Origin of the sequence: Williamsoniiplasma luminosum (genome assembly GCF_002803985.1) — a bacterium.
Taxonomy (GTDB): Bacteria; Bacillota_I; Bacilli_A; order Mycoplasmatales; family Mycoplasmataceae; genus Williamsoniiplasma; species Williamsoniiplasma luminosum.
On the sequence record NZ_CP024963.1, the window covers coordinates 555,036 to 581,491 of the forward strand.

Here is a 26,456-nt window from a genome sequence, read left to right on the forward strand (position 1 = left end):
TTTAAATTTTAAACAAAAAAAATAGAAACTGATGTTTCTAATTATTTTTTTTGTTTATGAACAGTGTGTTTGTTACAATTTGGGCAATATTTACTTGCTTCAATCTTTTCTTTTTTCTTATCGTTTTTGCCAACATAGTTCTCGTGTTTGCAATCTGAACATCTTAAAATTATTCCTTCGCGCATGTTATTCACCTCTCTGCATATTCAAGTATTTCAATACTTTATTTATGATAACACAATTCTTGAAAATATAAATATGTTTAAAGATTAAATTTCACTTGCTTAAATAATATAGTAGAATATTTACTATAAGTGAAGAGGAGTTATTTTGAAAAAATTATTAAGTTTTATTAGCACTATTACAATTGTGGGATCAGCTGCATTAACTGTTGTGTCTTGTAGTGGTGACGAATCACAAGCAATTGTCAAATTAATTGAAAGAAGTAAAAATTCTGCAAGTGTAATCTATCTTGGAGCCAAAGATAACCAATCTTCAAGATCTTTTGAATATGGATTAAAGCAAGTTTTAGGTGTTAATTCAATGGATGAAGCCTCAAAACAATTGAGTGCATCTTTTAATGTTGACCCAACTGGGGCAACTGAATTAAAAGCAGATAATGAACTTTTCCTAAATTGACAAACTGCTTTTAAACAAGAATGAAAAAATACAGATCTTAGTGAAGCTAATGTGAATTTAGATACAAAAAGTAAAGAATATGGAAAAATTAGTGATCTTAAAAAAGATTCAAAACTTTTTTCAAAACCAAAGGGAGCAACTAATTTTTTCTTTGATTATATAAGTTATGACAAAACAGAAGATTTAACTAAAGCAACAACTAAATTAACTGATGAATATATTCGAAATGATTTAATGACTCAATTAGCATCATTTGAGTTTAGTAACAAAGAAGCAGAAAATGCCAGAGATGCTCTTTCTAAAAGAACAGCTGATATTAAAAAAGCTGTTGATGATATAAAAACAAACATTACTAAAGGTCCTATTTTTTTAGTAGTTAAAAATGGTCATATCGTTTCAATTAATAATGGTTGATTTACATATGTAGAACCAAATTTAAAGAACACTCCCAAAGGAGAACCACCAGCTGATTTACTTGGACAATATAAGAAGTTTATTGAATCAATTGGTGAGATAATGGGGAAAGACTTAAATAATAATGCTTTTGGAGAAATATTCAAAAAAAATTCATCTAATATCACAAATTTAATCAAAGTAATAACAAATGATGTTTCAAAAAGTTTAGCCAACGGTGGTTGAGATCAAGGTGCAGTTAATTGAGACACTAAAAAAGATCAACCAACTAATTTTCCTACAAAACCAGATCCAGAACCAAATCCACCAAAACCAGAACCAAAACCACCAGGTGATGGCGGAACTCAACCTCCAGCAGGAGATAAACCAGGAACTGGAGAAGGTGGAACCACACCAAAACCAGATGATAAAACAACCAAAAATCCAAAAAAAATTAATAAATAAGATCAAAATAATGATTATCAAGATGCCTAATCGGCATCTTTTTTTTAATGTTTTTGGAAATAAAAAAAACACCATGAAGGTGTTTAACATTTAACTGGTCCCCAAGGCCGGACTTGAACCGGCACGAGATATAAAGCTCGGTGGATTTTAAGTCCACTGCGTCTACCATTCCGCCACTTGGGGGAAACAAAATAAATGGTGACTCGTCGGAGATTCGAACTCCGGACCCACTGGTTAAAAGCCAGTTGCTCTACCTGCTGAGCTAACGAGTCATAAATTGGCTGGGCTAGCAGGATTCGAACCGGCGCATGAGGGAGTCAAAGTCCCTTGCCTTACCGCTTGGCTATAGCCCAAAAAAAATGGTGGAAGGGGAGGGATTCGAACCCCCGAACCGAAAGGAAGTGGGTTACAGCCACCCGCGTTTAGCCACTTCGCTACCCTTCCATAAATCTGGTGCTGACTATAGGAGTCGAACCTACGACCTATTGATTACTAGTCAATTGCTCTACCAACTGAGCTAAGTCAGCATGAAATACTTATAGATTATATATATTTGCATGATGTAAAGTCAATATGTAATACAAACAATACTTATTAATTTTCTCTTAATTTCTCAAAAAATCAAGTCCAAATTTTAAAAAAATAAAAAGAAAAACCCAAATGGGTTTAATTTGCTTAATCAACAATTTTGAAAATGTCTTTAAATGACTTTTTCTTTTTTGCTTTTTGTTTTTTCTCTTCTTTGCTTGGTTTTGGTTTTTTAGATTTTTTTAACGCTTTTAATTCAAAACGCATTTCTTTGTTAATTCAAGTATCCATCCCATCTTGAACTGCTTTTTGGACGTTTTTAGTTAGATCCTCAGTTTTTAAAGAAATGTGTTTATTTGGCATAATTGGTTTTCCGAATGCGACCTTAACTTCAACACGTTTTGGACGGTTAGGATCAGAGACCATATGTGAATTAATAATTGTGACAGGCACAACTGGGGCATTGGCCATTTGTGCAATTTTCATTGAAGCTGGAAGGAATGTTCCCATTTCTTGTTTTCCAGATCTAGTTCCTTCTGGGAAAATCACTAAACTACGTTTATAATCAACAATTAATTGTCTTGCTTCATTAAACGCTTCAATCGCGCTTCTTGGGCTTTTACGATCCAGTGGAATCATATCAATTAAATCAGTGAATCGGGCAAAGTTTTTATCTTCTCAAATTTCTTTTTTTGCAATAAAAGCAACAGGTTGTTGTTTTGAAAAATCATTAATTGCTAACAAAATTAAGGCATCAAAATTTGATTGATGATTAGGTGCCAAAATAATTCCGCGATCTAATCAGTTTTCGATTCCTTCAACTTTAACATCAACATTCATCGCAGTAATCATGCGATTAGCTGCTTTTTTTGCTCAATTATAACGATACTCTTCATTATAGGTATCGTGCATTTTCTTATTTTTGCGAGCAATTTTTTTAGCTTTACCTTTGATATTTAATAAAGCCGGTCACATATATAACAATTTAGTTCTATCAAATTTAAAATGTTCTTCTGCTTTTGGTTTTTCTTTTTTTTCTTTGACAACTGCAGTTTCATTAACTGCAGTTGCATCAAGTTCTTCACTTTGTGTTTCTTGTTCTTTTACTTCAACAGCTGGTTGTTCAACAACAGCTGTTAGATCTAATTCTTGGGTTTTTGGTTTTGCTACTTTTGGCATTATTTCTTCCTTTCAAAATATTCTATTTCGAATTCATTCTCTTTAATAGTATTGATTTTTTTAAAATTTTCAAAATTGTAATTTGAAATTTTCACGTTTCCTTGGTAATTTTCTAAAATCATTGAACGAATAATTTCATCAGCACAATCAAAAAAAATGGTAAAAATTTCATTTCCCCCGATCACATATAAGTCATCATTGGCAGGGCCTTGATATTTTTTAATTAGTGCATCAACATCACTTGTGAAAATTAAATTTTCAGCTTCAATGCCTTCAAATTTTTTTGGGTTTCTTGTTAAAACAATATTCAAACGATTTTTTAATGGGCGACTATTCATCGAAACAAAAGTTTTACTCCCCATCAAAACATTTTTATGAAGTGTTGTTTGTCTGAAATGTTTCATTTCAGCGGGAATACTTCACGGAAGTTTATTGTCATCCCCAATCACCCCATCTTGAGTTTGTGCGTAAACTAGTTTAATCATTAAACAGCTACCGCGCCTTTAATTCCGGGTCATGAATCATAATTTTCGATCACAATATCTTCGAATTTCACATCAAAAATTGATGTGAAATTATTGATTTTTAAGGTTGGCAATTTTTTTGGTTCACGACTTAGTTGTAAATCAACTTGATCTAAATGATTAGTGTAAATATGTGTATCACCAATTGTGTGGACAAATTCTCCAGCCTCTAAATTACATTCTTTAGCAACTAACGCTAACAATAAAGCATAACTTGCAATATTAAACGGAACACCTAAAAATAAATCTCCACTTCTTTGGTAAAGTTGTAAGCTTAAAGTTTTATGATCAGCTGAAACATAAAATTGGAACATTGTGTGACATGGAGGTAAAGCCATTGAATCAACTAATGGTGGATTTCAAGCCGAAACAATTAATCTTCTTGAGTCTGGAGTGGTTTTAATTTGTTGAATAATCTTTTTTAATTGGTCAACTCCGCCAAAATCCCTTCATTGTTTCCCATAAACTGGACCTAAATCCCCATGGATTTTGGCAAATTTTGGATCTGTTTTAATTAAATCAATAAATTCAATTAAAGTTTGACCTTTAAAATCTGGGCTTTTTTTAAATTTTTCATAAGGTCATTCATTTCAAATTTTGACATCGTTGTCAACTAAATATTTAATATTGGTATCCCCAGCAATGAATCATAAAAGTTCATGTGTAATCCCTTTCATAAACACTTTTTTAGTTGTGACAAGGGGAAAACCATCGCGTAAATCATAACGAGATTGGGCTCCGAAATAAGATATTGTATCAATTCCTGTTCGATTTGCACGATGTTCACCTTTCTTTTTCACTAATTTTAATAAATCTAAATATTGTTGCATTTTTCACCTCTAGCATTTAATTTCATGATTACTATTTTTAATCATTTATCCTTTTAATTATATAATCAACTTCAGATTACAATGTTGATAAAATGAAAAAAGAAAATAGAATTTAGAAAATAAAAAATGGAAAATTAAGGTTGCTTAATTTTCCATCGCAATTGCTACTGTAAAGTGCTTTTCATGGGAAATCGAAATCGCGATATTTGCGAATTCTGGATTTAAAACCATGGGACGATGACTTGGGTCATAACCGATTTCGATTTGATGAAAAGCAAGGCGTTTTTCAACTGGAATAACTTTTCAAATCGCTTCTTTGACAGCTCAACGACCAGCTGTAAATTCAATTTTTCTTTGTAAATCATCAACTTGATCTAAATATTTAATTTCATTTTGGGTCAAAATTTTATTTAAAAAATTTTGTTCAATTTTGATTCGGGAGTTTTCAATAATATCAATTCCAATCTTCTTCATTGTGCCTCCTTATTTGCATCTGCATCCTAGTAATATTATAATTGGATTAGAATTATTTGTTTACTAATTAATTCTACGATATTTTATGAAGGAGATATTACACATATGGCAAAAAATACACACGTCCTTGATTTAATCAAAACCCGTCGTTCAACAAAAAGAATGATTCCCACTTACACAATTAGTGATGAAGATTTAAGAAGCATCACTGAAGCAATTCGCTGAACCTCAATGAGTTATGGAGTTTGAGCATTCCGTATTATTGTTGTCCCACGCGGAAATTTACGCAACGAATTAACACCAACTTTTTTCAACCAACCATCATTTGTTAATTCAAGTCATGTTATTTTGTTTATTTCAAACAAAGAAGAATACATCAAAGGCGAAGGAATGAAATATAGTTATGAACAAACTATTCCTGACAGTGCTGCAAGTGTGCGTCAAGATATGGTCAATGCAGTTGCAACAAATTGAGAAGTCAATAAAGTGATCCCTGAAGAATGAGCATCAAAACAATCATATATTGGATTGGGGAGTGCGATGATTGCAGCCGCTGATCTTGGAATTGATTCAGCTCCATACGAAGGATTTAACCGTTTTGAAGTTGATAAAGTCTTGGCAAAACACAATTTAATCGATCCACAAAATGAAAGATTATCTGTGGCAATCAGTTTTGGAAAAGCTGATTTAGAAGATACAATGGTCCACTTCTTTGACAAAATCCGCATGGATGAAGATAAATTCACAACTATTGCTGAATAGTTATTAAAATGTAAGTTTACAGCTAAACCATTAGCTGTAAACTTATTTTTTTTCATCATTTTAAGTAGATGAAGATTATAATTTTAATAGAATTATTTGTTATATTTAATTCTTTCAATCTAAAAAGGAGTTAACAAAATGTTCAACAAAACTTACGTACTTGATTTAATCAAAAACCGCCGCGCAACCAAAAGAATGGTTGCTAATTATACAATTAGTGATGAAGATTTAAGAGTTATCACTGAATCAATGCGTTGAACTTCAATGAGTTATGGGGTTTGAAGTTATCGCATTCTTGTTGTGCCAAAAGGAGAATTAAGAGATGCATTAACCCCAGCTTTTATGCATCAACCATCATTTATTAATTCAAGTCATGTGATTTTATTGATCTCTTCAAAAGAAGAATTTATTAGAAATCAACAAATGGCATATAGTTTTGATCATGCAATTCCAGAACACGCTGCAAATGTACGCCAAGACCGCTTTAAAGCTGTTTTTAACAATTGAGAAATGAATAAAGTTGTTCCTGAAGAGTGATCTTCAAAACAAACTTACATCGCACTTGGCAGTGCGATGATCACAGCGGCACATTTAGGGATTGATTCAGCTCCATACGAAGGATTTAACCGTTTTGAAATTGATAAAATTTTAGAAAAATATCAATTAATTGATCAAAAAAATGAAAGACTATCTGTGGCTATTGGTTTTGGAAAAGCGGATTTAAATGACAAAATGGTGCATTTTTTTGATAAAACACGCATGGATGAAGATAAATTCACAATAATTGTTAATGGAGATGGTAGAATAAATTAGAGGATAAAGAAGTAGAAACACAATATGCTTGGTTTAATAAAATTAGTTATTAAACCGACTAGGCTGAATTTAGACTTTTATCCCATTAAGAAGGAGACATAATATGTCAAATATAAATTTAACATGTCCGAAATGTGGACAAGATTTTAGTTTTGATCAATTGTTTGATCATAACAAAGAAGCTTTTAATGATTTAATTAATCAAAAAGTAAAAGAAAAATTAAGTGAAAAAATCGGTGAAGAAAAACAACTTATTCTTCGTGATGCTGAAAATAAATTGAACCTTGAAAAGGTTGCACTTGAAAAATCATTTAATGAAAAAGAAAACAAGTTCGTGAATGAAATAAATCAATTAAATCTAGAACTTGAAAAGCAGCAAGAGCAAATTACTTTGCAAATTGGTCAAGAAGTTTTGCAAAAAGAGCAAGAAATGCAAAAATTATTGAATGCTAAAAATGAAGAAAATTCAAAACAAATCAATGAATTGATCAATCAAATTAATGGACTAAAACTTGAAGTTAAAAAACAACAAGAAGAAGCTAGTTTAAAAATTGGTCAAGAAGTCTTATTAAAAGAAAAAGAAATCCAGAAAAGCATTGATTTGAAAAACGAAGAAACTGCAAAAAAACAAGCAGATTTTGTCAATCAAATTAATAAGTTGCAAGTTGAACTTGAAAAACAACAAGAACAAATGATCTTGAAAATTACTCACGAAGTCTTATTAAAAGAAAAAGAAATGCAAAAATTACTTGATGAAAAAAATGAAGAAATTCAAGAATTGAACCTTAAAAATTCAACATTTAAAGTGATGCATTCAAAAGCAAAAGGTGAAAATTTTGAACACGAAGTAGAAACTGAATTGCGAAAAGGTTTTGGTATTTTAGACGAAATTAAAAAAATTAATGCTGATATTGATGGGACTAAAGCTGACTTTTTACAAGTGGTTAAAGATAGTACTGGAACTAATTTTGGATCAATCGTTTATGAAGTAAAAAATGCTGAATGAAAAGATAGTTGAGTGTCAAAATTAAGTATTGATGTGGCAAAACAAAAAGCAAAATTCGGAATTTTAATCACTACTTCATTTAATGATAAATACAAAGGAGATACTCCATTTATTAAATCTGAAGAATTTGATAACATTTGAATTACTGATGCAAATAGTTTTATTTTCATTGGTCAAGTGATTCGTAAATTGGTTGAAAATGAATATAAATGAAACCAAGAACTTAAAAAATTGATGGAATTATCTAAAAATGATGAACTGCAAAATTTATATCAAAAACAAAAAGAACAATTAAATAAATTTATCAAAGAAAATTTGCCAAGTTTATGAAAACGTTTTGATAAACAGATCAAAGATTTAGAATCTATTGAAAGATCATTAAATAAGAGTGCTGGTACAATCGAAAAAAGCAGAACTATCATCTACAAAATTATGACCAAGGATATCATTGGTTTTATGAGTAAATTAACTCAAACAAATTTAGATTTCATTATTAATGAACAAGAAGGAGAATATGAAACACATAGAGAAACTGATGACGAATAGAATCTCACCTAGAAGATTTGACGAAACACATGAAATTACAAACACAGATATGGAATCAATTATTGAAGCAATGAGAATGACCCCTGCTTCTTATGGTTTATTGAATGTTAGATTAATTAGACTATCAAGAGGAGAGTTTAAAAATAGCTTAAATGGCTTGTTTTATCACCAACCAAATTTTACTCAAGCAAGTGAATACTTACTTTTTGTTGTTGATAAATCTGAAAAATTAATTAACGAAACAATTGTGAAAACAGCTGATCAAATTTTTGTTGGTGAACCAGAAAAAGGACAAAAATTTGTGACTTCTTTCCAAGAAAGAATTCCGCTTTATTATGGAAGTGAAACTTTGGTTAATGAATGAAGTGCGAAACAAGCCTACATTACACTTGGGGTTGGAATTGTTGCTGCAGCCGATCTTGGAATTGACACAGTTGCTCAAGAAGGATTTGATCATCTTAAATTAAATCAATTCATGGTTGAACAAAATTTAATCGAAGACAATGAAATGATTGTTTTAGGATTAGCCCTTGGGAAATTGTCAAATCTTGATTTTGATCATACAAAAAAAGCAAAAGTTAGAAGAGATAAAAAAGAATTTATCAAAACTATTAAATAAAAAATCCTGCTAGCATTTAATTGCTTGCAGGATTTTTTATTTGTTTGGAATTAACCAATATTATTATTTAATTTTTTATTTGATTGTAGAAGTCTCTAAACTTTGAGCTTTCAATACCTTCAGAATAACTATTTTCATATCGATTAAGATTTTTGATCACAGCTAATTCTGCATCAGTAAGTTGAATTGTAACGTTTGCTAAATTTTCCTTCATATGTTCGAAGTTTGTTGATTTTAAAACAGGATTTAAGTGATGATGTTTTAATCATGACATAACTATTTGATTTGTAGACACGTTGTGTTTCTTGGCTAGTTGTTCAACCTCACTAGACTGCTCATGCCGTTTCAGCGCTCCATAAACTTGGCTTTCAATTCCATGTTTTTGTGCAAAGACAACACGATCTCATCTTTGATTAAAGATGTTCATTTCAAATTGGTGCATTTCTGGTTTTACCCCACTCTCTGATCATAATAGAACAATATGTTCTTTTTCAAAATTAGAAATTCCGACATGTTTGACGATTCCTTTGTTTTTTCATGCTATTAATTTTTTGTAAGCATTAATTGAGTTATTTAAATCCATTGAAGGTCTGTGTACTAATAGTGAATCAATGTATTCAAGATGTAAATCTTTTAAGATTTTCATCACCGCTTGATCCACGTTGTTGTTATCGATATCTGTTACTCATACTTTTGATTGGAAAAAGTAATCTGCTCTTTTGAGAGTTGGATTATTTTTGAATCAATCAGTAATTGCTTGACCAATTTCTGCTTGGTTACCATAAACTTCTGCGAAGTCAAAGTATTTATAGCCAGCTTGGAAAGCTTCCATTACCGCCTTATAAGTATCACCTGACTTAGTCATTGTGCCAAAATATATTTTTTGCATAAATATCACCTCTTGTCTATATTATATTCCTTTGAAAATGACTTTTGCTTTTTTTGAAAGGATTTGAAAAATTTCTTATTTTAAAGTGATTTTTGGCATAAAAAAGGTTAAAAAATGCATCCAACGATGCATTTTTTAAAACTAAATAACACAAGAATCACATTCGTAGTTTTCAGAATCTTCTAAAATTTCTTGACGGACACGAACATAATAAATTGATGCACATCCTTTATTAAAGGCACGAATATATGCTTTATTCAAGTCACGAGTTGTGGCTGTATCATTCATGAAAAGAGTTAATGAAATCGCTTGATCAACATGTTGTTGGGCCGCTGCTGCAATATCAATAATTGGATCTGGTCCTAGTTCATAAGCCCCAAGTGCATAATAACTCATATTATCAAAATCGATATTGTAAGCCGGCACATAAACTCGACCCATTTTACCTTCTTTGCGAACTTCAACACTTGAAACAACGGGTTGCAAACTTGGGGTACAACTTGCTAAGTAACTAATTGATCCAGTTGGGGCAACTGCTAATAGATGGGAATTTGCTAAACCGTGTTGTTGAATATTTTGAACTAAATTAATTCAATCTTGTTTGGTTGGAATAACAACATTGTATTTGGCAAAAACTTCTTGAATTTTTTTCGTTTCACATCTTCACTTGTCTTGTGAACATAAAGTATATTTATCAAAATATGTTCCATCTGCAAATTTCGTTTTGTGAAAATCTTTAAATGAACCATGAATTTTGGCTAATTTATTTGAAGCTTTAAAAGCATAATAAGCAACTGTATAGAAGAACATATTCGTAAAATCAATGGCTTCTGGTGAATGATAATTAATTTTATGTGTTGCTAAAAATCCATGTAAATTCATTGCCCCAAGTCCAACCGCATGATTATTTTGATTGCCTTTTTCAATGCTTGGAGCTGATTTTAAACTGGTTTTTCTTGAAACATGATCTAAGGCATAAACTGCATTGTATATCATTTCTTCAAAATCAGCTCCAGCTTTGATTGCTTTATCAACATTTAAACTCCCTAAATTACAACAAACATCTTCCCCAATTTGAGCATAAGATAAGTCATCATTTAAAATACTTATTGTATTTGGTTGGGCAATTTCACTGCATAAATTTGACATCACAATTCGATTGGGATGAGCATTGCGATTATTGACAGTGTCATCAAACAATAAGTAAGGGTAACCACTTTCAAAATGTAATTCAGCAATCATTTGGAATAATTTTCGAGCATTAATATAGGTTTTTCTGATCAACGGATTATTGACCATCTTGTCATATTCTTGAGTGATGGAAATATCACTGAAAGGTTTTTGATAAATTTTTTCAACATCATATGGGCTAAACAAAGCCATTTCATCGTTTTGTTTAGCCAATTCAAAAGTAATATCTGGCATTACGATGCCAAGTGATAAAGATTTAATACGAATTTTTTCATCAGCATTTTCACGTTTAGTGTCTAAAAAAGTTAAAATTTCAGGATGATGAGCAGAAAGATAAACAGCTCCAGCCCCTTGTCTTTGCCCTAATTGGTTGGCATATGAAAAACTATCTTCTAATAATTTCATCACCGGAACAATCCCTGTTGCTTGATTATGAATATTTTTAATTGGAGCACCAAATTCTCTTAAATTCGTTAAACATAAAGCGACACCCCCACCACGTTTTGATAATTGCAACGATGTTGAAATTGCTCTTCCAATTGATTCCATGTTATCTTCAATCCGTAATAAATAACAACTTGTATATTCACCACGTTGTTTTTTACCAACATTTAAAAATGTTGGTGTTGCTGGTTGATATCTTCCTAACATTAATTCTTTAATTATCTTTTTGGCAATTTCAACATCCCCATCACCAACAAAAAGAGCATTCATCACAACCCGATCTTCATAGTCTTCTAAAAAATATTTGTTATCAAATGTTTTGAGTGCATAAGCATTATAAAATTTTAGTATTCCCATAAAGCTTGGAAATTGATGATTAAAACTTAAAGCATAAGCAGTTAATTTTGCTAAATCTTGAATTGAATATTTAGCAATTAATTCTTGGTCATAATATTGGTTAGCAACCAAAAACTCTATGCGTTTTTCAAAGCTATCAAATTGCATTGTATTAGGTTTGATGTGCTTTTCTTTATATAAAATTGCTGCTTGGCGATCCAAATGATAATTGGCTTGATTATTGGAAAAAAGTTTGGATTTAGCATTTAAAGTAATGTATTCATCATTTTCAAATAATGAGTTATTTTTTGTTTTCATTTTAATTTATTCTCTTTTTTTCTGGTTCTTGGTTTCAAAAATTAATTAAAATCTTTTGAATTTGTTCAACATCTTTTGTGGTTCCTAAAAGTTCAAATTGATAGAGCAATGGAACATTTAATTTTTTAGAAAGGATTGGTCCAGCAATCGCAAATGTGTCACCAAAATTGGTGTTTCCTGAAGCAATGACACCACGACAAGATTCTCTATTTTCTTTTTTATTTAAAAAATTGATAACTTGTTTTGGCACAGCTCCACTTGTGAATTCTCCACCCCCACTATAAGTTGGAGAAAATAAAACATAATCTTGATTGACTGAAATTGTTTGATCAATTTCAGTCGGAATTCTAAAATTGGTAAACCCCAATTTTTGAATAAATTTATGAGTATTGTTGGAAGTTGATGAAAAATAGACCACACAAATTTCACCAATTGGTTTAATAATGTCAGCATTATTTATTTTGATAATATCTTTGTGCATAATTAAAATTCCCAATCTGCATCTTCAGTTTCTTCACTCACACCCATCACATAACTCGAACCATTCCCTGAAAAGAAATCATGATTTTCATCAGCTCGAGCAGATAATTGAGCAAAAATTTCAGATTTGATTGTTGTTTCAGTTTCAGAAAAAGGTGAATCATAACCTAAATTTTGCAAAAATTTACCAGCATTATAAATGCTGAATTTAATCGCATCTTCAGCAATCTCAAACCCATCATATAATTCATATAAATACTCTTTTTCTAACTCAATCAATTCATACATTAAATCAAAAACAAATGTTTTCATTGCTTGTTGTTTTTCAAGTGATAATTTTTGTAATTTTTGTTGATACTTATAACCACTATAATAGTTGTGAATCACTTTATCACGTAAAATTAAACGCACAATATCAGAAGTATTTGGTAATTTTGCTCTTGCTGATAAATAAAACGGTAAATAAAATCCCCCGTACAGTAAAAATCCTGGCATTAAAGCTGCTGCGACCTTTGATTTCAACGGATCTTCACCAACATAATATGGAATTAAGGCTTTGGCACGCTTTTGCAAACTTTCACAATTAATCACTCATGTGTGAGCTTCTTCGATTTGTTCACTTGAACATAAAGTAGAAAAAATGGTTCCATAACTTCGGGCATGAACCCCAACCATAAAAGCAAAATTAGTATAAATAATTTGTTCATGATCGGTCAAAGAACTTGGCATTTGACTTGTGTCTCCAATTGTTGCTTGAACAGTGTCAAGCAACGTTAAACCAGTAAAAGTTCTGGTAATTAATTGTTGTCAATCTGGGGTTAGGGTTTTTCATGAAGGTAAATCATTGGACACTGGAATTTTTTCAGGCAATCAAAAATTTTGGGTAATCCGATTTCACACCTCCAAATCTTTGTTGTCATTGATCACATTTCAATTAATTGAACGAATATTGCCATTAAAACCATTTAAAGCATATTCGAGTGGAGACACTGATTCTTGATAATATTTATTTTTTTCATTTGTTTTGTATTTGTTATTTGTCATATAAAATCTCTTTTCCTTTCTTGTGTATTTAACAATTGATTTTCAAGAAAATTTATTAGGGTTTAAAAATTTATTTGCTTTTTAGAGTCACTAAAAAGCATTAGATAATTTCTAATTTTCTTGATTTCAATTATTAGTTTTTGAAATAAAAACACGATTTTTTTAAAAAAATCGTGGTCATATTTGGAAAAAGATTTTTAACCAACTTTTTCTGACCAGGAAAAAGAATAATTTTGAAAAGATAATAGGTCTCCTGACTCAAGTTCATCTCAATTATCGCCTTCTCGGTTGCCCAATGGCCTGGATAATTGATCCCTTTTACAGTTGCTGGTACAGTTTTGGCATTGAACCAAATTCCCTTAGCATTACTTTTCTGTTTTTATTTCAAAGTGATTTTCTCACATTTTTAATTAAAAAAAGTTTATTTGGCAAAATAAAAAAATTTATAAAAAATAAATTTTTAAAACCAATTTAAAAGTCATGGTTTTAAGATATGTTTTGTTTGGAATGAATAACTTTTTAAAAATAAAACTATAAAAGCAGTTGATTTTATTGAAATAAAATAGTAAAAAAATATGTAATCTATTTAGAAAAGATTAAACACAAAGATTGATTTCAAAAAGGAAATTTTACTATGAACCATATAGCTGAATACATCGTTGGGGTGATAGCGAGCATTCTAATTATTAGCACCTTATTTATTTTTCGCAAATTTTGAGCCAAAACTGCAAAAACCTACTGAGTCAGAATTATTCTTGCTGGGTGAATGTTGGGGAATCAAATTTTTATTACAATTTTTCAAAATATCACATGAGATTGAGAACTATGTCATATTCTTGCATGATCATCAATTGTTTTAATGTTGATTCCAACAAAAATTCAAATTGATCTTTTTATGCCCTTGGTAATGATTGGTCCGGTTTTAGCAATTGCTGGCGGGATTGTTGGAACTGCTAAAGATTATGGTTTTGATCATTATCGTTATTACAATTACTATTTTGGACATTTAGGAATTCTTTTCAGTTACTTATATATTTATTTATATGATTTCACAGGTGCGCGTCTAACTTGGAAATCAATGAAAAGATCTGCCATATTTGCCTTATTACTTTTAACTTTTGTGATGATGTGAAACATGTCGCATTTACCAGCTGGCAGTGATCCATTAAAACCAGTTCCACCAGGTAAAATTCCAAGCGAATATTGAGGGGAAAATTACATTTATAAATACATTATTTATAATCTAGGACTAGGTAAATTAAGTTTATTAAATCAATATTTTGTGCTTATTTTCGGTTTTGGGCCAATAATTATGGTAATTGGTTGAACGTTGATGTTTTTTGCCAGACCAATTTATGAAAATCGTGGTGAACAAAAATTAAAATTCAATCTTCAGGAAGATATTTTAGGGATTAAAACTACATTTACCAAATCAAACTATAAGAAAATTTGAGTAAATTTCAAAAGTAAAATCAAAGCTTAATTTCGATTTTAAAAAAGCAAATCCACACTTGTTTTATAGTGTGGAATTGCTTTTTTACATCTTGTTTTTTCAAATTCTTAACAAATATAAGGAATTAATTTCGAGTTATTTTTACAAAAATGCCAATTAATTCATTTTAGTTTAAAAGAAATGATATAGTTTTAATAATTTTGTTCAAAAAGAGAGAAAACAAAAGAAAAAGGATAATGAAAAAATTATTAAAATTATTAGCAATCATTGCAACAGCATCACCAATAGTGATGACTGTTTCATGTCAAAAAACCAAAATCCAAACTACAAAACCAATTAATGCAATAGAAAATATCAAAAGAAGAATTGAAAGAAAAAGTATTAGTGATATTCAAATTCGTAACGTTGTATTTGTCAACAATACTTTAGAAGCAATTTATAACAAAATTCAAACTGAAATTTTAAAAGTAAGACCCGGTGTTGTCAAGGATAAAGACTATACCATTACAAAAACTGTTGATGCAGACAAAGTCCTTTTTACAGTGGGGGCAACAAGCGCATCGGAATTGATTTCCAATGAGTTTTCTTTTGAAGTTTCAAAAGAAGATATTTCTTTAGCAGATATTAAAGATTTATATTTTGATACTTATGAAACTGAATTAGAAACAAAAATTCAAACTGAAATTTCAACTTATTTTTCTATTGAAGCAAAAAAAGATATTGATTATCAAATCATTAAACAAATGACTGAAAATGCTGGAACTATTGAAGTTAAGGCTATTTCTACTTCAAATTTTTTAAAGAATTCATTTACAATTAATGTTTTACCTGCAAAAACAAATATTTCAACAATCACAATTGACGATGTGATTGTTGGGCAAAACATTGATCAACTTGTTTTAACAAAAATTCAAGAAATAGTTCCGGATGTAACAAGTGATGATTTCACAATTTCCGGGGCCAATTATGTAAATGGAATTGCAACATCAGTTGGAATCAAGACAATTAGAGTTGAAGCAAATCCTGATTCAATATTGATTCAAGGTGCTTTTTCAATGACTGTTGAAAAAGCCTCAATTGAAAATATTGAATTGGCAATTTTGGTTGGAGAAGAACAAGAAATGGTTGAAGATTATATTCAAACTGAAATGGACAAAATTGCCCCCGGGATTGAAAAAGATATTGATTATATAATCACAAATTTAGCTGATGTAACCATTTCTAGACAAATAATTACAGTTGAAGCAACAGCTAATTCAACAAAAATTAAAGATACTTTTTCAATCACTGTTGAAAAAGTATCAATTCAAGAAATTGAATTGATTGTTTACACTGATGATGAAGAAGATTATGTCAAAACATATATTCAAGAAAATATTCAAGTCTATGCTGAGGAAGTTGCAGAAGGAACTGATTACACAATCAGTAATTTGAATAGCTTAACCACTGCCGGAAGTGAGATAACAGTTAGTGCAATTGAGGATTCTGCTTTAATTAAAGATTCATTCACGATTACTGTTTTACCGGCCAGAATTACAATTAGCACTCTTTCGATCACTGATGTTTTTGTTGGTGATAATATTGGAGAAGCAATTTTAAGAAAAATTCAAACTGTCTCACCAAGAGCAACGGTAAATGATTTTGTGATCACCGGACCAATTTCTGAAACCGGGATTGCAACCACTGCTGGAGATGAAATTATTACAGTTAAAGCCAAAGAAGGTTCAACCTTGATTACAGATGAATTCAAAATTAGTGTTGCTAAAAAAGATCTGAGTGATCTTGGGACGACAATTATCAACATTGATGGTAATGATTTCACGATAAGAAGACTTCTTTTAGAAGCAATTAATCAAGCACTTCCAAATGTTGGTGTGACAAGTGATGATATCGATATTGCATGACCTCGATGAGCTTGAAACACCGAAACTAGAGTGACGGCGAAAGCGACTTCGACAAAAATTATTGGGACATTTATTTTTCAATATATCTAAATTTCTTGGATTTAAAGATTTGATTAATGTATTGGATCAACAATAAAAATTATTATGCCATTTTAGATTAAATATGGTATTATTTTATTGTAAGTTAGTAAACATGAGCAAGCTTCGGGCTTGCTTTCTTGTTTCGTTCAGGAGGATTATGGAAAACTTTACCAGCTTTAAAAACCAAATTGAAGATTTAGCAAATAAAATTTTAAATCAACACAACTTAAGAGTTTATGAAATTAATAATTTCCAAGATTTTGAAAGTGATGTGATTCAAATTTTAGTTGAAGATCAAACCCAACCAAATAAACCACTAAGTTTTGACATATTGTTATTAGTGAATGAAGATTTATCAACGATGATGGATGACATCAAAGGCATTGATAATCAATATTTATTAGAAGTTGCGAGTGCTGGTATTGAAAAGCCAATTAGAAATGAAAAAGAATTAGTTCAAGCAATTGATCAATATGTGCATATTGAATTTCATCAAATGATTAACAAAATTAAAAGTTTAGATGGAACAATTATTAGCTATGATGAAAAAGACAAAACATTCAAAATTGCTTTTTTTGTTAAAGGACAAAAAAAGCAAATCGATTTTACTTGAGAGTTGATTCAACAAGTAAGATATGCAGTTAAATTTTAAGAGGAGATGAAAAAATGATTAACGGAGCAGCACTATTAGGTGCAATTAACGAAATTGCGATGGAAAAAGGCATTGCCAAAGAAGTTGTATTAATAGGAATTAAAGAAGGATTTCAAAAAGCCCATGAAAGGTTTTTTGATACAGAAGCAAAAATTGTTGTTGATATTGATGAACAAGCTGGAACATTAAAAATGTTCCAAATTTTAGAAGTTGTTGAAGAAGTCGAAGATGATTGATTAGAAATTAGTTTTGCTGATGCAAAAAAATTAAATAATGCAATCCAAATTGGTGAAACAATTAAAAAAGAAATTCATTTCAATGAAGAGTTTTCACGTTTGGCAGTGATTCAAGTCAGACAAATTTTACAACAAAAAATTAAAGGGGCTGAACGTGCAAATGTTTATGATAAATTTGCAAATTTAGAACACACAATTTTACCAGGTAAAGTGACTGGAATGAACGAACAAGGAAACTCATATTTATTAGATATCAATGGTACACAAGCATCATTGTGAAAACAAAAAGTGATCCCTGGAGAAAAATTTGAAGTGAATCAAATCATTGAAGTTTATGTTGAAGAAGTTGCCAAAGAAGATAAAATTTCGCAAGTTAAAGTTTCAAGAACTGCACCAGCATTTCTTGAAAAATTATTAGAAAGAGAAGTTCCTGAAATTAGAAATCGACTAATTGCGATTAAAGCAATTAGTCGTGAACCAGGGGTCAGAGCAAAAGTGGCTGTTGTGTCTTATGATGATGCAATTGATGCAAAAGGTTCATTGATTGGTGAAAACTCAACAAGAATTGATGCTGTCAGAAAAGCATTAAAAGACGAACGCATTGATGTGATTAAATGAGATGAAGATTTAACTAAATTTATCATGGAAGCAATGGCTCCAGTCCGTGTGATTTCAATTAACTTTATTGAAGGAACAGAAGAAATTGATGTTGTTGTACCAAACGAACAATTATCTTTAGCAATTGGTAAAAAAGGTGTAGCTGCTAGATTAGTTGCGAACTTAATCAAAAAAAGAGTCAACATTTATTCATATGATGATGCTCAAAAATTTGCAATTGATATTAATTGAAATGGAAATATTACTTTAGCGGAATTAACAAGTCCAGAATTTATTGAAAGCACAATTAGAAGAAAAAAACCGTACCAACCATTCAACAATTATGCACATACAAACACTCAATACCAATCAAGAAATAACAATTTCAACAACAACAGTTTCAGAAATAATGACAAAGATTTTGACAATTTCAAAAATAATTTCAATTTAATTAATGAAGATGAACTATTGGCATTGCAAGAAGAAATCAAAGAAATTCAAGCATATGATGAATTAACAAAACAAGAAGAAGCAATTGATGAAAGTTTTGGTCTTTCAACTCCAGTTTTAGAATTAGAAGAAATCCAACAAAATCTTGCAGCTTTTGATGATTTAGAAAATAAATTCGAAGATGATGAAATTGATGATGAAGACGAAGAAGATTATGATGAGTATTACGACTAATAATTTAAGAAAAGATTTGTTTTCCAAAACGCTAATTGATCGTCATGATTTAATCAGAATTGTTAAAACCAAAAACAATGAAATTTTGATTGATCATCAACAAAATTTGTCAGGTCGAGGAGCTTATATTCAAAAAAATAAACAAGCAATTTTAAGCCTTAAAAAAACCAATGGTTTATCAAGAAGTTTAAAAACCAAAGTTGATGAATCAATTTATAATCAACTTTTAGAGTTGTTCAATGAATAAAATTAAGTTGATTAATAATCTAGGTCTTGCAAGAAGATCGGGAAAAATAATTTTTGGTTTTAGATTATTAGAAGCGATAAAAAACAATCAAGTAAATTTAGTCATCATAGCTACAGACATGGGTGAATCACAAAAAAAGAAATATTTAGATAAAAGTAATTTTTACAATATTGAAACATGAGTTGATGTAGTTAGTATTCAAGAATTATCACAAGCAACAGGCATGAAAAAAGTTGTTGCAATCGGAATTAAAGACAAAAACATGATTACTTTGTTTAAACAAAGTAAGGAGAAGGAGTAAAAATGGCAAATAACAATAACAACAATAACCACAAAAACAATAATAAATTGGCACAGAAAAAACGTGTCCAACAACATACAAAACAAATTAAACAACAATTAAAAGAAACGGTCGAAACAGGTTTGATTGATGGTGTTTTTGTTTACACAAAACCTTTATCAATGTCTGATTTTGCCAAAGAAGTTAATAAGCCAATTACTGAAATTATCAAATATTACTTTTCACAAGGAATGATGTTGAATCAAAATACCACTTTAAGTGATGAACAAATGGGAGAATTGGCATTACATTTTGGTTTTGACTTTAAAAAAGAACAAAATTTAACCAAAGAAAACATTTTCGAACAATTTCAAACCCCTGATAAACCAGAAGATTTAAAAGTTCGTCCCCCAGTTGTAACAATCATGGGTCACGTTGATCATGGGAAAACTACTTTGTTAGACTCAATGCATAATTCAAACGTTGTTTCTGGCGAAGCTGGAGGAATTACCCAAGCAATTGGAGCATACCAGGTGACTTCAAAATCTGGTAAAAAAATTACCTTTATTGATACACCAGGGCATGAAGCTTTTACAGAAATGAGAAGTCGTGGAGCGAACGTGACTGATATTGTGATTTTGATTGTGGCTGCTGATGATGGGGTGATGCCTCAAACTGAAGAAGCAATTGATCATGCAAAACAAGCTGGTGTTCCAATTATTGTTTTTGTTAACAAAATGGATAAACCTGGAGCAGATCCTGAACGTGTCAAAACTGAATTAATGCGCCATGGAATCTTAGCTGAAGATTTTGGTGGAGATGTACCATTTATTTATGGTTCAGCCAAACAAAAACAAGGTTTAGAAGAATTACAAGAAACAATTTTATTGATTGCAGAATTAAAAGATTACAAATCTAATCCGAATAAATTTGCATCAGGGGTGGTTTTAGAAGCGCATTTAGATAAATCAAAAGGACCTGTGGCTTCAGTTCTTGTTCAACATGGAACTTTAAATTTACGTGATGTCGTAATTGCTGGAACCACGCATGGAACGATTAAAGATATGGAAAATGAAGTTGGTAAAAAACAAAAAACAGCGATTCCATCACAACCCGTTTTAATTATTGGTTTAAATGAAGTACCACATGCTGGAGATAAATTTTTAGTCATGAATGATGAAAAAGTTGCGCGTTCAATTGCTGAAGCACAGCTTCATCAATTTGTTGAACGTGAACGTTCAAACAAACAAATTTTTACATTAGATTCAATCAAAACTCATATTGATGATGGGGAAATGAAACTAATTAATTTAATTATTAAAGCCGATACACAAGGAAGTGTTGAAGCTCTGAAATCATCATTGGCCAAAGTCAATATTGATGGAGTGAGAATCAACATTATTCGTGCCAGTGTTGGGGCAATTTCAAATTCAGATATTACCCTAGCAGCAGCAGGACAAGCATTGGTTTATGGATTTAACGTCCGTCCAGCAGCTCCAGTTCGTAAAAAAGCTGAAGAAGATGGTGTTGAAATTCGTTTACATAATATTATTTATAAATTAATCGAAGAGCTTCAAGCGGCTGCAAAAGGGATGCTTGATCCAATTATGGAAGAAAAAATTCTTGGTCAAGCTGAAATCCGTGCCTTATTCAGACATACAGATATCGGAGTAATTGGTGGATTTCACGTGATTGATGGAATGATTCCAAGAAATGGAAAAATTCGTGTCATTCGTGGTGGAGTTGTGATTTATACTGGTGAAATCTTATCTTTAAAACATGGAAAAGAAGACATCAAAGAAGCGAAAATTGATTCTGAAGGCGGATTAACCATTAAAAACTTTAAAGATTTAAAAGAGCAAGATATTATCGAAGCTTATGTTGTTGAAGAAAAAAAGGCAACTTAAAAACCTCAACCTCAGAATTTATATATAATATAGATATAAACGAAAGAAGGAAAACATCATGGGATTTAACAAGATATCAGCTCGTAAGGAGTCAACAATTTTACGTGAATTAACTTTAATTTTGACAAGAGAATTTAGCAACAAGTTTCTAAATTCAATTTCAATCCACGAAGTGAGATTAACAAGAGACAATGAAATAGCAAAAATTTTCTATTCATTTTTAGCTTTTGACCCAAGTATTAACAAGGAAAGTGTTGCTGAAGAATTGGAAATTCATCATAAACAAATTCGCAAAATATTAGCAGGAAAATTACAAATGAAGTTCATTCCGGAATTAAATTTTGTTTATGATACTTCCCTTGACAATGCTAATCACATTGAGGAAATCTTAAAAAAAGTTAACACAAAATAAATCAAAAAAGTCCGATGGGACTTTTTTAATAGAAACAACGAGGTATTTATGCAAGATGGAATTATCATTATTGATAAGGAACTAAATTTTAGTTCAAATAAAATTATTCAACAATTAAAACGTAAATTAAAGCTGAAAAAAATAGGGCACGCAGGAACACTAGATCCATTGGCAAGCGGAGTTTTAATTGCTTTGATTGGGAATGGAACTAAAATTAGTGATTTTCTTTTAAATGAAGATAAAACTTATCAAGTCACAATTAAATTATTTGAAACCACTTCAACATTGGATGCAGAAGGTGAAATTATTGAAACTCAAACCCCCTTTGCAATTAGTTTAGAACAAGTTCAAGCAGCGATTAAACACTTTACAAATTTGACTTATGATCAAATCCCTCCAATTTATTCTGCGATTAAAGTCGATGGTAAAAAACTTTATGAATATGCTTTGCAAAATCAAGATGTTGAAATTAAACCTCGCACAATCACGATTAATTCAATCGAATTAATCGAATTTGAAAATGATAAAATTAAGATGATTGTCAATGCAAGTAAAGGGACATACATCAGAAGTTTTGCCCTTGATTTTGCCAAACAACTAAACACCATTGGATTTGTGACAGAACTGAGAAGATTAGCATCAGGTGGTTTTGATTTAAGTCGTGCTAAACAAGTAAATGAAATTACTGAACAAGACATTATTCCTTTAAGAGAAGTTATCGAGATTGCACAACAACCCATTTTAAAATTTGAAAATACCCTTGTTTTTGAACAAGGGAAAAAAGTCAAATTAGATTTAGAAATTCCACATCCAATTGTGTTTATTGAAAATCATCAAAAGCAATTAGTGGCAATTTATGAAATTGATCAATTTCCAATTTATAAAAGTAAGAGAGGTGGATTAAATAATTAATGAAAATATTCCAAGAGACGATTCAAAATTTACAAGATTTAAACCAAACACAAAACAGTATTGTGGTGATTGGTTATTTTGATGGTCTTCATAAATACCATCAACAAATTTTAAACAAAGCCAAACAGCTTGCGATGAAGCAAAAAAAACCATTTATTTTTGTGACTTTTGATCAAAAAATTGGTAATTTTTTGAAAAATGAAAAACATGATTTAATTTCGCAGACAACCAAAATTAAATTAGTCAATCAATATAATCCAGACATGTATATTGAGTTAAAAGTTGATGATTATTTAGTGAATTATAGCAAAGAACAATTTATTCGATGATTAAAAAATATTCTCCTTGCCGATACTTTGATTGTCGGTCAAGATTTCAAATTTGGTGCTCGAGCAATGGGAAATGTTGATACATTAATCGAATATTTTTCAGCCAAACAAATCATTGTTTTTAAACGTAATAATATTATAAGTTCTCAAGAAATTAGAGAATTAGTCAATCAAGGCGAAATTCAAAAAATTTCTAAACAATTAAAACGTTGTTTAGAAATTGAATTTGAAAATAAGGATAATGAGATTCGAATTAAATATCCACAATCAAAATTTATGAACGGAACTTATCAAATTTCCAATCAAGACAATGAAAAATATGAAATCACAATTAATGAAAACAATAAAATTAATTGTGATTTATCACAAGAACAATTATTAAATGATCATTGACAGATTTTGCTTAAAAAATAATTTAGTTTTAATGCTTAAAATAAGAAAAAAACGTTTCTACAATTTAAAGTAGAAACGTTTTTTAAATTTTACAAGATGAATCACACTTAGAGATTAGAACTTCTAAGCGCTCTATTTTCGACCTCTAATTCACCAATTCTTTGATTCAATCGAACAACTTCTGCACGTAATTCGGCATTTTCAGCTCGCAACTGTGCATTTTCAGCTCGCAATTCAGCATTTTCAGCACGCAACTGTGCATTTTCAATTTCTAACTGTACAATTCTTTGATTCAAGCGAATATTTTCTGCTTGTAATTCAATCACCATTTGAGTTAACTTCTCCACTTGTTCACGTAAAGATGGTTTTTTAATTCGTGGTTTAGTTTGGATGTTTAAATCTTGAACTATCATTTGTTTTAATTCCTTTGCTAATCGATTAGAAAATTCAATTTTCTTATTATTGCTTAAACTTTTCATTTCTGGACTATATTTTAGCTCCAATAATTTTGGCAAAAATGAATTTGTTTGCAAATTAATTATAGCCTTTATTTCGTTCATATTTGATTATTTTCCTGCTTTTTGATCTTCTTTTTGTTAATGAATTTTCATCTTCTGGTATTAATCAATTTATTAGAAAATTTGATGATGATTAATCAGTTTCATTTTAATCTAGCAATTATGTTTTTCATAAAGTTTACCCCCGTCCAATATAGATTAGGATTTTTTCATTAAAAATGACCATTAATTGCTTTTGTTTTTTTGTAAAATCAAAAAAACAAAATAAAATTGGCGAAAAACACTAAATTTATTGAGAAAAGTAATTTAAATAAGTTTTAGAATCAATTTTTAATGTTAAAAAACAAGGTTTGAAGATTTTGATGAGAAGCATTAAAAAAATGAAAAATTTAGAGTGAATAAGAAAATTGTGAAACCTATAAAAGATTTATTGATAATTAAATTATAACATGCTGTTTGCAAAATGAAATATCTAAACTAATATTTTTTTGCAAATTAAAAATTTAGCAATAGTCTTGCTATTTTTGATTAATTAAAAGTTTAATAACTATGCACTTAAGTCATATTCATTATTAATTTTGAAGGCCCGCATTGTCATCATATTCATAAAAACTAAATCAGACAATGCTTTTGATCCAAAACCTAAAATAGCTTTAACTAATCGACAAACTTCCGATTCCACAGAAACACCAAAGTTATATTCTAATGAATTATTGACAACTGCTTCGCTATTATTTGTGAAATACTTAACAACCTTGCTTCTATTAGGGAAAAGCTTGAGAAAAGCCATTAGAGATTCAAATTCGCCTAAATAAAGCAATTCCTTTGCGTGTCTTAAATTTGCTTGGTTTTGTGGGTTGTACTTTTGTTTACCACGTATAAAAAAATCTTTTAAATATTTAACTGAATGGAATTTATCTAAAATTAAAGTGGCATTTAATTCTTTTGCAATTTTTTTAAAACTTCGATCACCATCACCACCAATAATAATTTGCGCATTATCAAAATTCTCATAAAAGTTATTACCATATTGTTTTATAGATTGAACTGTATCTTCAACTGAAATAGTAGGTCCAAAACCAACATAACCAGCAATAAAACCAACACGCTTCGAAATTAATAAACTCTCCTTTTTTGATTCTAAATTTTCTTTTTTTCCTAAATTGAACGATATTACTCGAATCTGTTTTTGAACTTTCTTATTTGTAATATTTTTCACATCTTGGTTTTTGACCGTTGGATATGCATCATCCAAGAAAACATAAACTAATTGACCATCTTGAAGTTTTGGTTTCTCCTTGATAGCTTTTTCCATTTCCATTTGGTGTAGATCCAAACTTCTATAATAAGTTGAAATTGTCATGTTTGTAATTTTCAATTTATTCATTGCAGCTTTTACAGCTTTGTATTTACCAAAAGTATCAATGTAATTTAAAATTTCTTTTCTAATAAAATTTGGTATTGGACTTTTGGAAGATAAATCAAATTCTTCTAATACGGGCGCAAACCATTTTTTTGTTTCTGCATTTTTATATATTCTGAAACTAAATAATATCGTACCTTCTTTTGTTCTTAAAAATCGTTTTCGATTTGTTGATTTTTTTCAAAGAGTTTTGTCTCTAGTTTTAAATCAAGTTTGATCATAATCTTCAATTTCTTTTTTTAAATTTGATAGCCCTTGCTCGTTTATAAAAGCAATGGTAGTTTCTAATTTTGAATTGTTCATAAATCTCCTTAAGTAAATAAAAAGGCATTACTAAATATAAATTCGTAATGCTAGAGATGCTATACTTAAAATGAGAAGAAAAGTCACACCTTCTCTTCTTAAATTAAGTAGTGATAACGCACTACTTTTTTATTTACAATTACATTTAATCATATGTTTTGAAACAAAGGATTTAATTACAAAAATTCACAAGTAATCAACATTAAAATTAGATTATTTTAAAAACAAAACAGCTTTTGAAATTTTGAAATAATTGTTCATAATTCGTATTCTTCAAATTATCTTAATTTTCAATCTTCATCAAATTTTTAGGGGTCAAATTATCCTGTTAATCAAAACATTTTAATTTCATTAAAACCGAAAAGCACCCCTAAAACCCCTTTTCTTGTTATTTATTAACAAGCAGGGTAAGGGGTGGTTCCATTTTTAACAAAATGAACCAAAAAGCCTTATAAATAAAGGACTTTTGGTGGAACCATTTTCAAAAAACGTGGTTCCATTTTTAACAAAATGAACCAAAAAGCCTTATAAATAAAGGATTTTTGGTGGAACCACTTCCTTGAAAACGTCTAACCCGACTTCTTTAAGTTAGTTGTTTTTTGACAAAAACAAGGTTATTAACCTTAAAAAAGCAAGGTTGTTAGC

26 protein-coding genes, 5 tRNA genes and 1 riboswitch are annotated in these 26,456 nt (G+C 30.0%); of the genes, 15 read left to right on the plus strand and 16 right to left on the minus strand.

Going from position 1 to position 26,456, the window contains the following annotated elements; genetic code table 4:
• Positions 1-41 precede the first annotated feature (41 nt).
• Positions 42-185: a 50S ribosomal protein L33 gene (gene rpmG / locus ELUMI_RS02340; RefSeq protein WP_025734350.1), complete on the minus strand. Its 144-nt coding sequence runs from the start codon at positions 183-185 to the stop codon at positions 42-44.
• 145 nt (positions 186-330) lie between these two features.
• Between rpmG and ELUMI_RS02345 the strand changes: the two genes are divergently transcribed.
• Positions 331-1,497 carry a lipoprotein gene (locus ELUMI_RS02345; RefSeq protein WP_025734349.1) on the plus strand — a complete coding sequence of 389 codons (1,167 nt, stop codon included), beginning with the start codon at positions 331-333 and terminating at the stop codon, positions 1,495-1,497.
• Between the two features lie 95 nt (positions 1,498-1,592).
• Here the strand turns inward: ELUMI_RS02345 and ELUMI_RS02350 are convergent.
• The 9 genes from ELUMI_RS02350 to ELUMI_RS02390 form a co-directional block, all read right to left on the minus strand.
• A tRNA-Leu gene (locus ELUMI_RS02350) sits at positions 1,593-1,680 on the minus strand.
• A gap of 13 nt (positions 1,681-1,693) precedes the next feature.
• Positions 1,694-1,769: transfer RNA gene (locus ELUMI_RS02355), tRNA-Lys, on the minus strand.
• A 6-nt stretch (positions 1,770-1,775) separates the two neighbouring features.
• Positions 1,776-1,850 (minus strand) — tRNA-Gln (locus tag ELUMI_RS02360).
• A 7-nt stretch (positions 1,851-1,857) separates the two neighbouring features.
• A tRNA-Tyr gene (locus tag ELUMI_RS02365) sits at positions 1,858-1,941 on the minus strand.
• A 7-nt stretch (positions 1,942-1,948) separates the two neighbouring features.
• Positions 1,949-2,024 (minus strand) — tRNA-Thr (locus ELUMI_RS02370).
• Between the two features lie 148 nt (positions 2,025-2,172).
• Positions 2,173-3,204 (minus strand): lysophospholipid acyltransferase family protein, encoded by a 1,032-nt coding sequence (locus ELUMI_RS02375; protein ID WP_025734348.1) that lies wholly within the window; start codon positions 3,202-3,204, stop codon positions 2,173-2,175.
• Positions 3,204-3,689 carry a dihydrofolate reductase gene (locus tag ELUMI_RS02380; RefSeq protein WP_025734347.1) on the minus strand — a complete coding sequence of 162 codons (486 nt, stop codon included), beginning with the start codon at positions 3,687-3,689 and terminating at the stop codon, positions 3,204-3,206. The genes ELUMI_RS02375 and ELUMI_RS02380 overlap by 1 nt, the downstream gene beginning before the upstream one ends.
• Positions 3,689-4,558 (minus strand): thymidylate synthase, encoded by an 870-nt coding sequence (locus ELUMI_RS02385; protein WP_025734346.1) that lies wholly within the window; start codon positions 4,556-4,558, stop codon positions 3,689-3,691. Before ELUMI_RS02385 ends, ELUMI_RS02380 begins: the two co-directional genes overlap by 1 nt.
• 144 nt (positions 4,559-4,702) lie before the next feature.
• On the minus strand, positions 4,703-5,032 hold the full coding sequence (locus ELUMI_RS02390) for a holo-ACP synthase (RefSeq protein ID WP_025734345.1): 330 nt from the start codon (positions 5,030-5,032) through the stop codon (positions 4,703-4,705).
• A gap of 105 nt (positions 5,033-5,137) precedes the next feature.
• Between ELUMI_RS02390 and ELUMI_RS02395 the strand changes: the two genes are divergently transcribed.
• The 4 genes from ELUMI_RS02395 to ELUMI_RS02410 all read left to right on the plus strand — a co-directional run bounded on the left by ELUMI_RS02395 (position 5,138) and on the right by ELUMI_RS02410 (position 8,778).
• Entirely contained in the window at positions 5,138-5,794 is a 657-nt protein-coding gene (locus tag ELUMI_RS02395) for a nitroreductase family protein (protein WP_025734344.1), read from the plus strand.
• 138 nt (positions 5,795-5,932) lie between these two features.
• Positions 5,933-6,607 carry a nitroreductase family protein gene (locus ELUMI_RS02400; RefSeq protein WP_025734343.1) on the plus strand — a complete coding sequence of 225 codons (675 nt, stop codon included), beginning with the start codon at positions 5,933-5,935 and terminating at the stop codon, positions 6,605-6,607.
• A 103-nt stretch (positions 6,608-6,710) separates the two neighbouring features.
• Positions 6,711-8,159 carry a DUF2130 domain-containing protein gene (locus ELUMI_RS02405; RefSeq protein ID WP_025734342.1) on the plus strand — a complete coding sequence of 483 codons (1,449 nt, stop codon included), beginning with the start codon at positions 6,711-6,713 and terminating at the stop codon, positions 8,157-8,159.
• Positions 8,128-8,778 carry a nitroreductase family protein gene (locus tag ELUMI_RS02410; protein ID WP_157843906.1) on the plus strand — a complete coding sequence of 217 codons (651 nt, stop codon included), beginning with the start codon at positions 8,128-8,130 and terminating at the stop codon, positions 8,776-8,778. The genes ELUMI_RS02405 and ELUMI_RS02410 overlap by 32 nt, the downstream gene beginning before the upstream one ends.
• A gap of 67 nt (positions 8,779-8,845) precedes the next feature.
• On the opposite strand, the gene ELUMI_RS02415 is transcribed toward ELUMI_RS02410, so the two are convergent.
• The 4 genes from ELUMI_RS02415 to nrdF all read right to left on the minus strand — a co-directional run bounded on the left by ELUMI_RS02415 (position 8,846) and on the right by nrdF (position 13,480).
• Positions 8,846-9,667: an aldo/keto reductase family protein gene (locus ELUMI_RS02415; RefSeq protein ID WP_025734340.1), complete on the minus strand. Its 822-nt coding sequence runs from the start codon at positions 9,665-9,667 to the stop codon at positions 8,846-8,848.
• A gap of 141 nt (positions 9,668-9,808) precedes the next feature.
• Positions 9,809-11,956, minus strand: a complete 2,148-nt coding sequence (gene nrdE, locus ELUMI_RS02420; RefSeq protein WP_035018838.1) for a class 1b ribonucleoside-diphosphate reductase subunit alpha — start codon at positions 11,954-11,956, stop codon at positions 9,809-9,811.
• 1 nt (position 11,957) lies between these two features.
• Complete coding sequence (gene nrdI / locus ELUMI_RS02425) at positions 11,958-12,437, minus strand: class Ib ribonucleoside-diphosphate reductase assembly flavoprotein NrdI (protein WP_025734338.1); 480 nt, start codon at positions 12,435-12,437, stop codon at positions 11,958-11,960.
• Positions 12,438-12,439: 2 nt separating this feature from the next.
• Entirely contained in the window at positions 12,440-13,480 is a 1,041-nt protein-coding gene (nrdF, locus tag ELUMI_RS02430; protein WP_025734337.1) for a class 1b ribonucleoside-diphosphate reductase subunit beta, read from the minus strand.
• Between the two features lie 226 nt (positions 13,481-13,706).
• Positions 13,707-13,890: riboswitch (cobalamin riboswitch) on the minus strand.
• A 224-nt stretch (positions 13,891-14,114) separates the two neighbouring features.
• On the opposite strand from nrdF, the gene ELUMI_RS02435 reads away from it, so the two are divergent.
• The 10 genes from ELUMI_RS02435 (at position 14,115) to ELUMI_RS02480 (ending at position 23,588) form a co-directional block, all read left to right on the plus strand.
• The gene (locus ELUMI_RS02435; protein ID WP_025734336.1) at positions 14,115-14,963 is read left to right on the plus strand and encodes a TMEM164 family acyltransferase; all 849 of its coding nucleotides are present in this window, start codon (positions 14,115-14,117) and stop codon (positions 14,961-14,963) included.
• 206 nt (positions 14,964-15,169) lie between these two features.
• Positions 15,170-16,927, plus strand: a complete 1,758-nt coding sequence (locus ELUMI_RS02440; RefSeq protein WP_025734335.1) for a hypothetical protein — start codon at positions 15,170-15,172, stop codon at positions 16,925-16,927.
• 148 nt (positions 16,928-17,075) lie between these two features.
• Positions 17,076-17,570 carry a ribosome maturation factor RimP gene (rimP, locus tag ELUMI_RS02445; protein WP_025734334.1) on the plus strand — a complete coding sequence of 165 codons (495 nt, stop codon included), beginning with the start codon at positions 17,076-17,078 and terminating at the stop codon, positions 17,568-17,570.
• A gap of 14 nt (positions 17,571-17,584) precedes the next feature.
• Complete coding sequence (nusA, locus tag ELUMI_RS02450) at positions 17,585-19,087, plus strand: transcription termination factor NusA (protein ID WP_025734333.1); 1,503 nt, start codon at positions 17,585-17,587, stop codon at positions 19,085-19,087.
• Positions 19,071-19,334 (plus strand): YlxR family protein, encoded by a 264-nt coding sequence (locus ELUMI_RS02455; RefSeq protein WP_025734332.1) that lies wholly within the window; start codon positions 19,071-19,073, stop codon positions 19,332-19,334. The genes nusA and ELUMI_RS02455 overlap by 17 nt, the downstream gene beginning before the upstream one ends.
• Complete coding sequence (locus ELUMI_RS02460) at positions 19,327-19,635, plus strand: L7Ae/L30e/S12e/Gadd45 family ribosomal protein (protein WP_025734331.1); 309 nt, start codon at positions 19,327-19,329, stop codon at positions 19,633-19,635. Before ELUMI_RS02455 ends, ELUMI_RS02460 begins: the two co-directional genes overlap by 8 nt.
• A gap of 2 nt (positions 19,636-19,637) precedes the next feature.
• Entirely contained in the window at positions 19,638-21,521 is a 1,884-nt protein-coding gene (infB, locus tag ELUMI_RS02465; RefSeq protein ID WP_025734330.1) for a translation initiation factor IF-2, read from the plus strand.
• Between the two features lie 58 nt (positions 21,522-21,579).
• The gene (gene rbfA, locus ELUMI_RS02470) at positions 21,580-21,933 is read left to right on the plus strand and encodes a 30S ribosome-binding factor RbfA (protein WP_025734329.1); all 354 of its coding nucleotides are present in this window, start codon (positions 21,580-21,582) and stop codon (positions 21,931-21,933) included.
• A 48-nt stretch (positions 21,934-21,981) separates the two neighbouring features.
• Positions 21,982-22,845, plus strand: a complete 864-nt coding sequence (gene truB, locus ELUMI_RS02475) for a tRNA pseudouridine(55) synthase TruB (RefSeq protein WP_025734328.1) — start codon at positions 21,982-21,984, stop codon at positions 22,843-22,845.
• Positions 22,845-23,588, plus strand: a complete 744-nt coding sequence (locus ELUMI_RS02480; RefSeq protein ID WP_025734327.1) for a nucleotidyl transferase family protein — start codon at positions 22,845-22,847, stop codon at positions 23,586-23,588. The genes truB and ELUMI_RS02480 overlap by 1 nt, the downstream gene beginning before the upstream one ends.
• 86 nt (positions 23,589-23,674) lie before the next feature.
• On the opposite strand, the gene ELUMI_RS02485 is transcribed toward ELUMI_RS02480, so the two are convergent.
• A complete protein-coding gene (locus tag ELUMI_RS02485; RefSeq protein WP_025734326.1) occupies positions 23,675-24,127 on the minus strand; it encodes a hypothetical protein in 453 nt (150 codons plus the stop codon).
• A gap of 505 nt (positions 24,128-24,632) precedes the next feature.
• Positions 24,633-25,811: an Mbov_0401 family ICE element transposase-like protein gene (locus ELUMI_RS02490; RefSeq protein ID WP_025734325.1), complete on the minus strand. Its 1,179-nt coding sequence runs from the start codon at positions 25,809-25,811 to the stop codon at positions 24,633-24,635.
• Between the last annotated feature and the right edge of the window lie 645 nt (positions 25,812-26,456).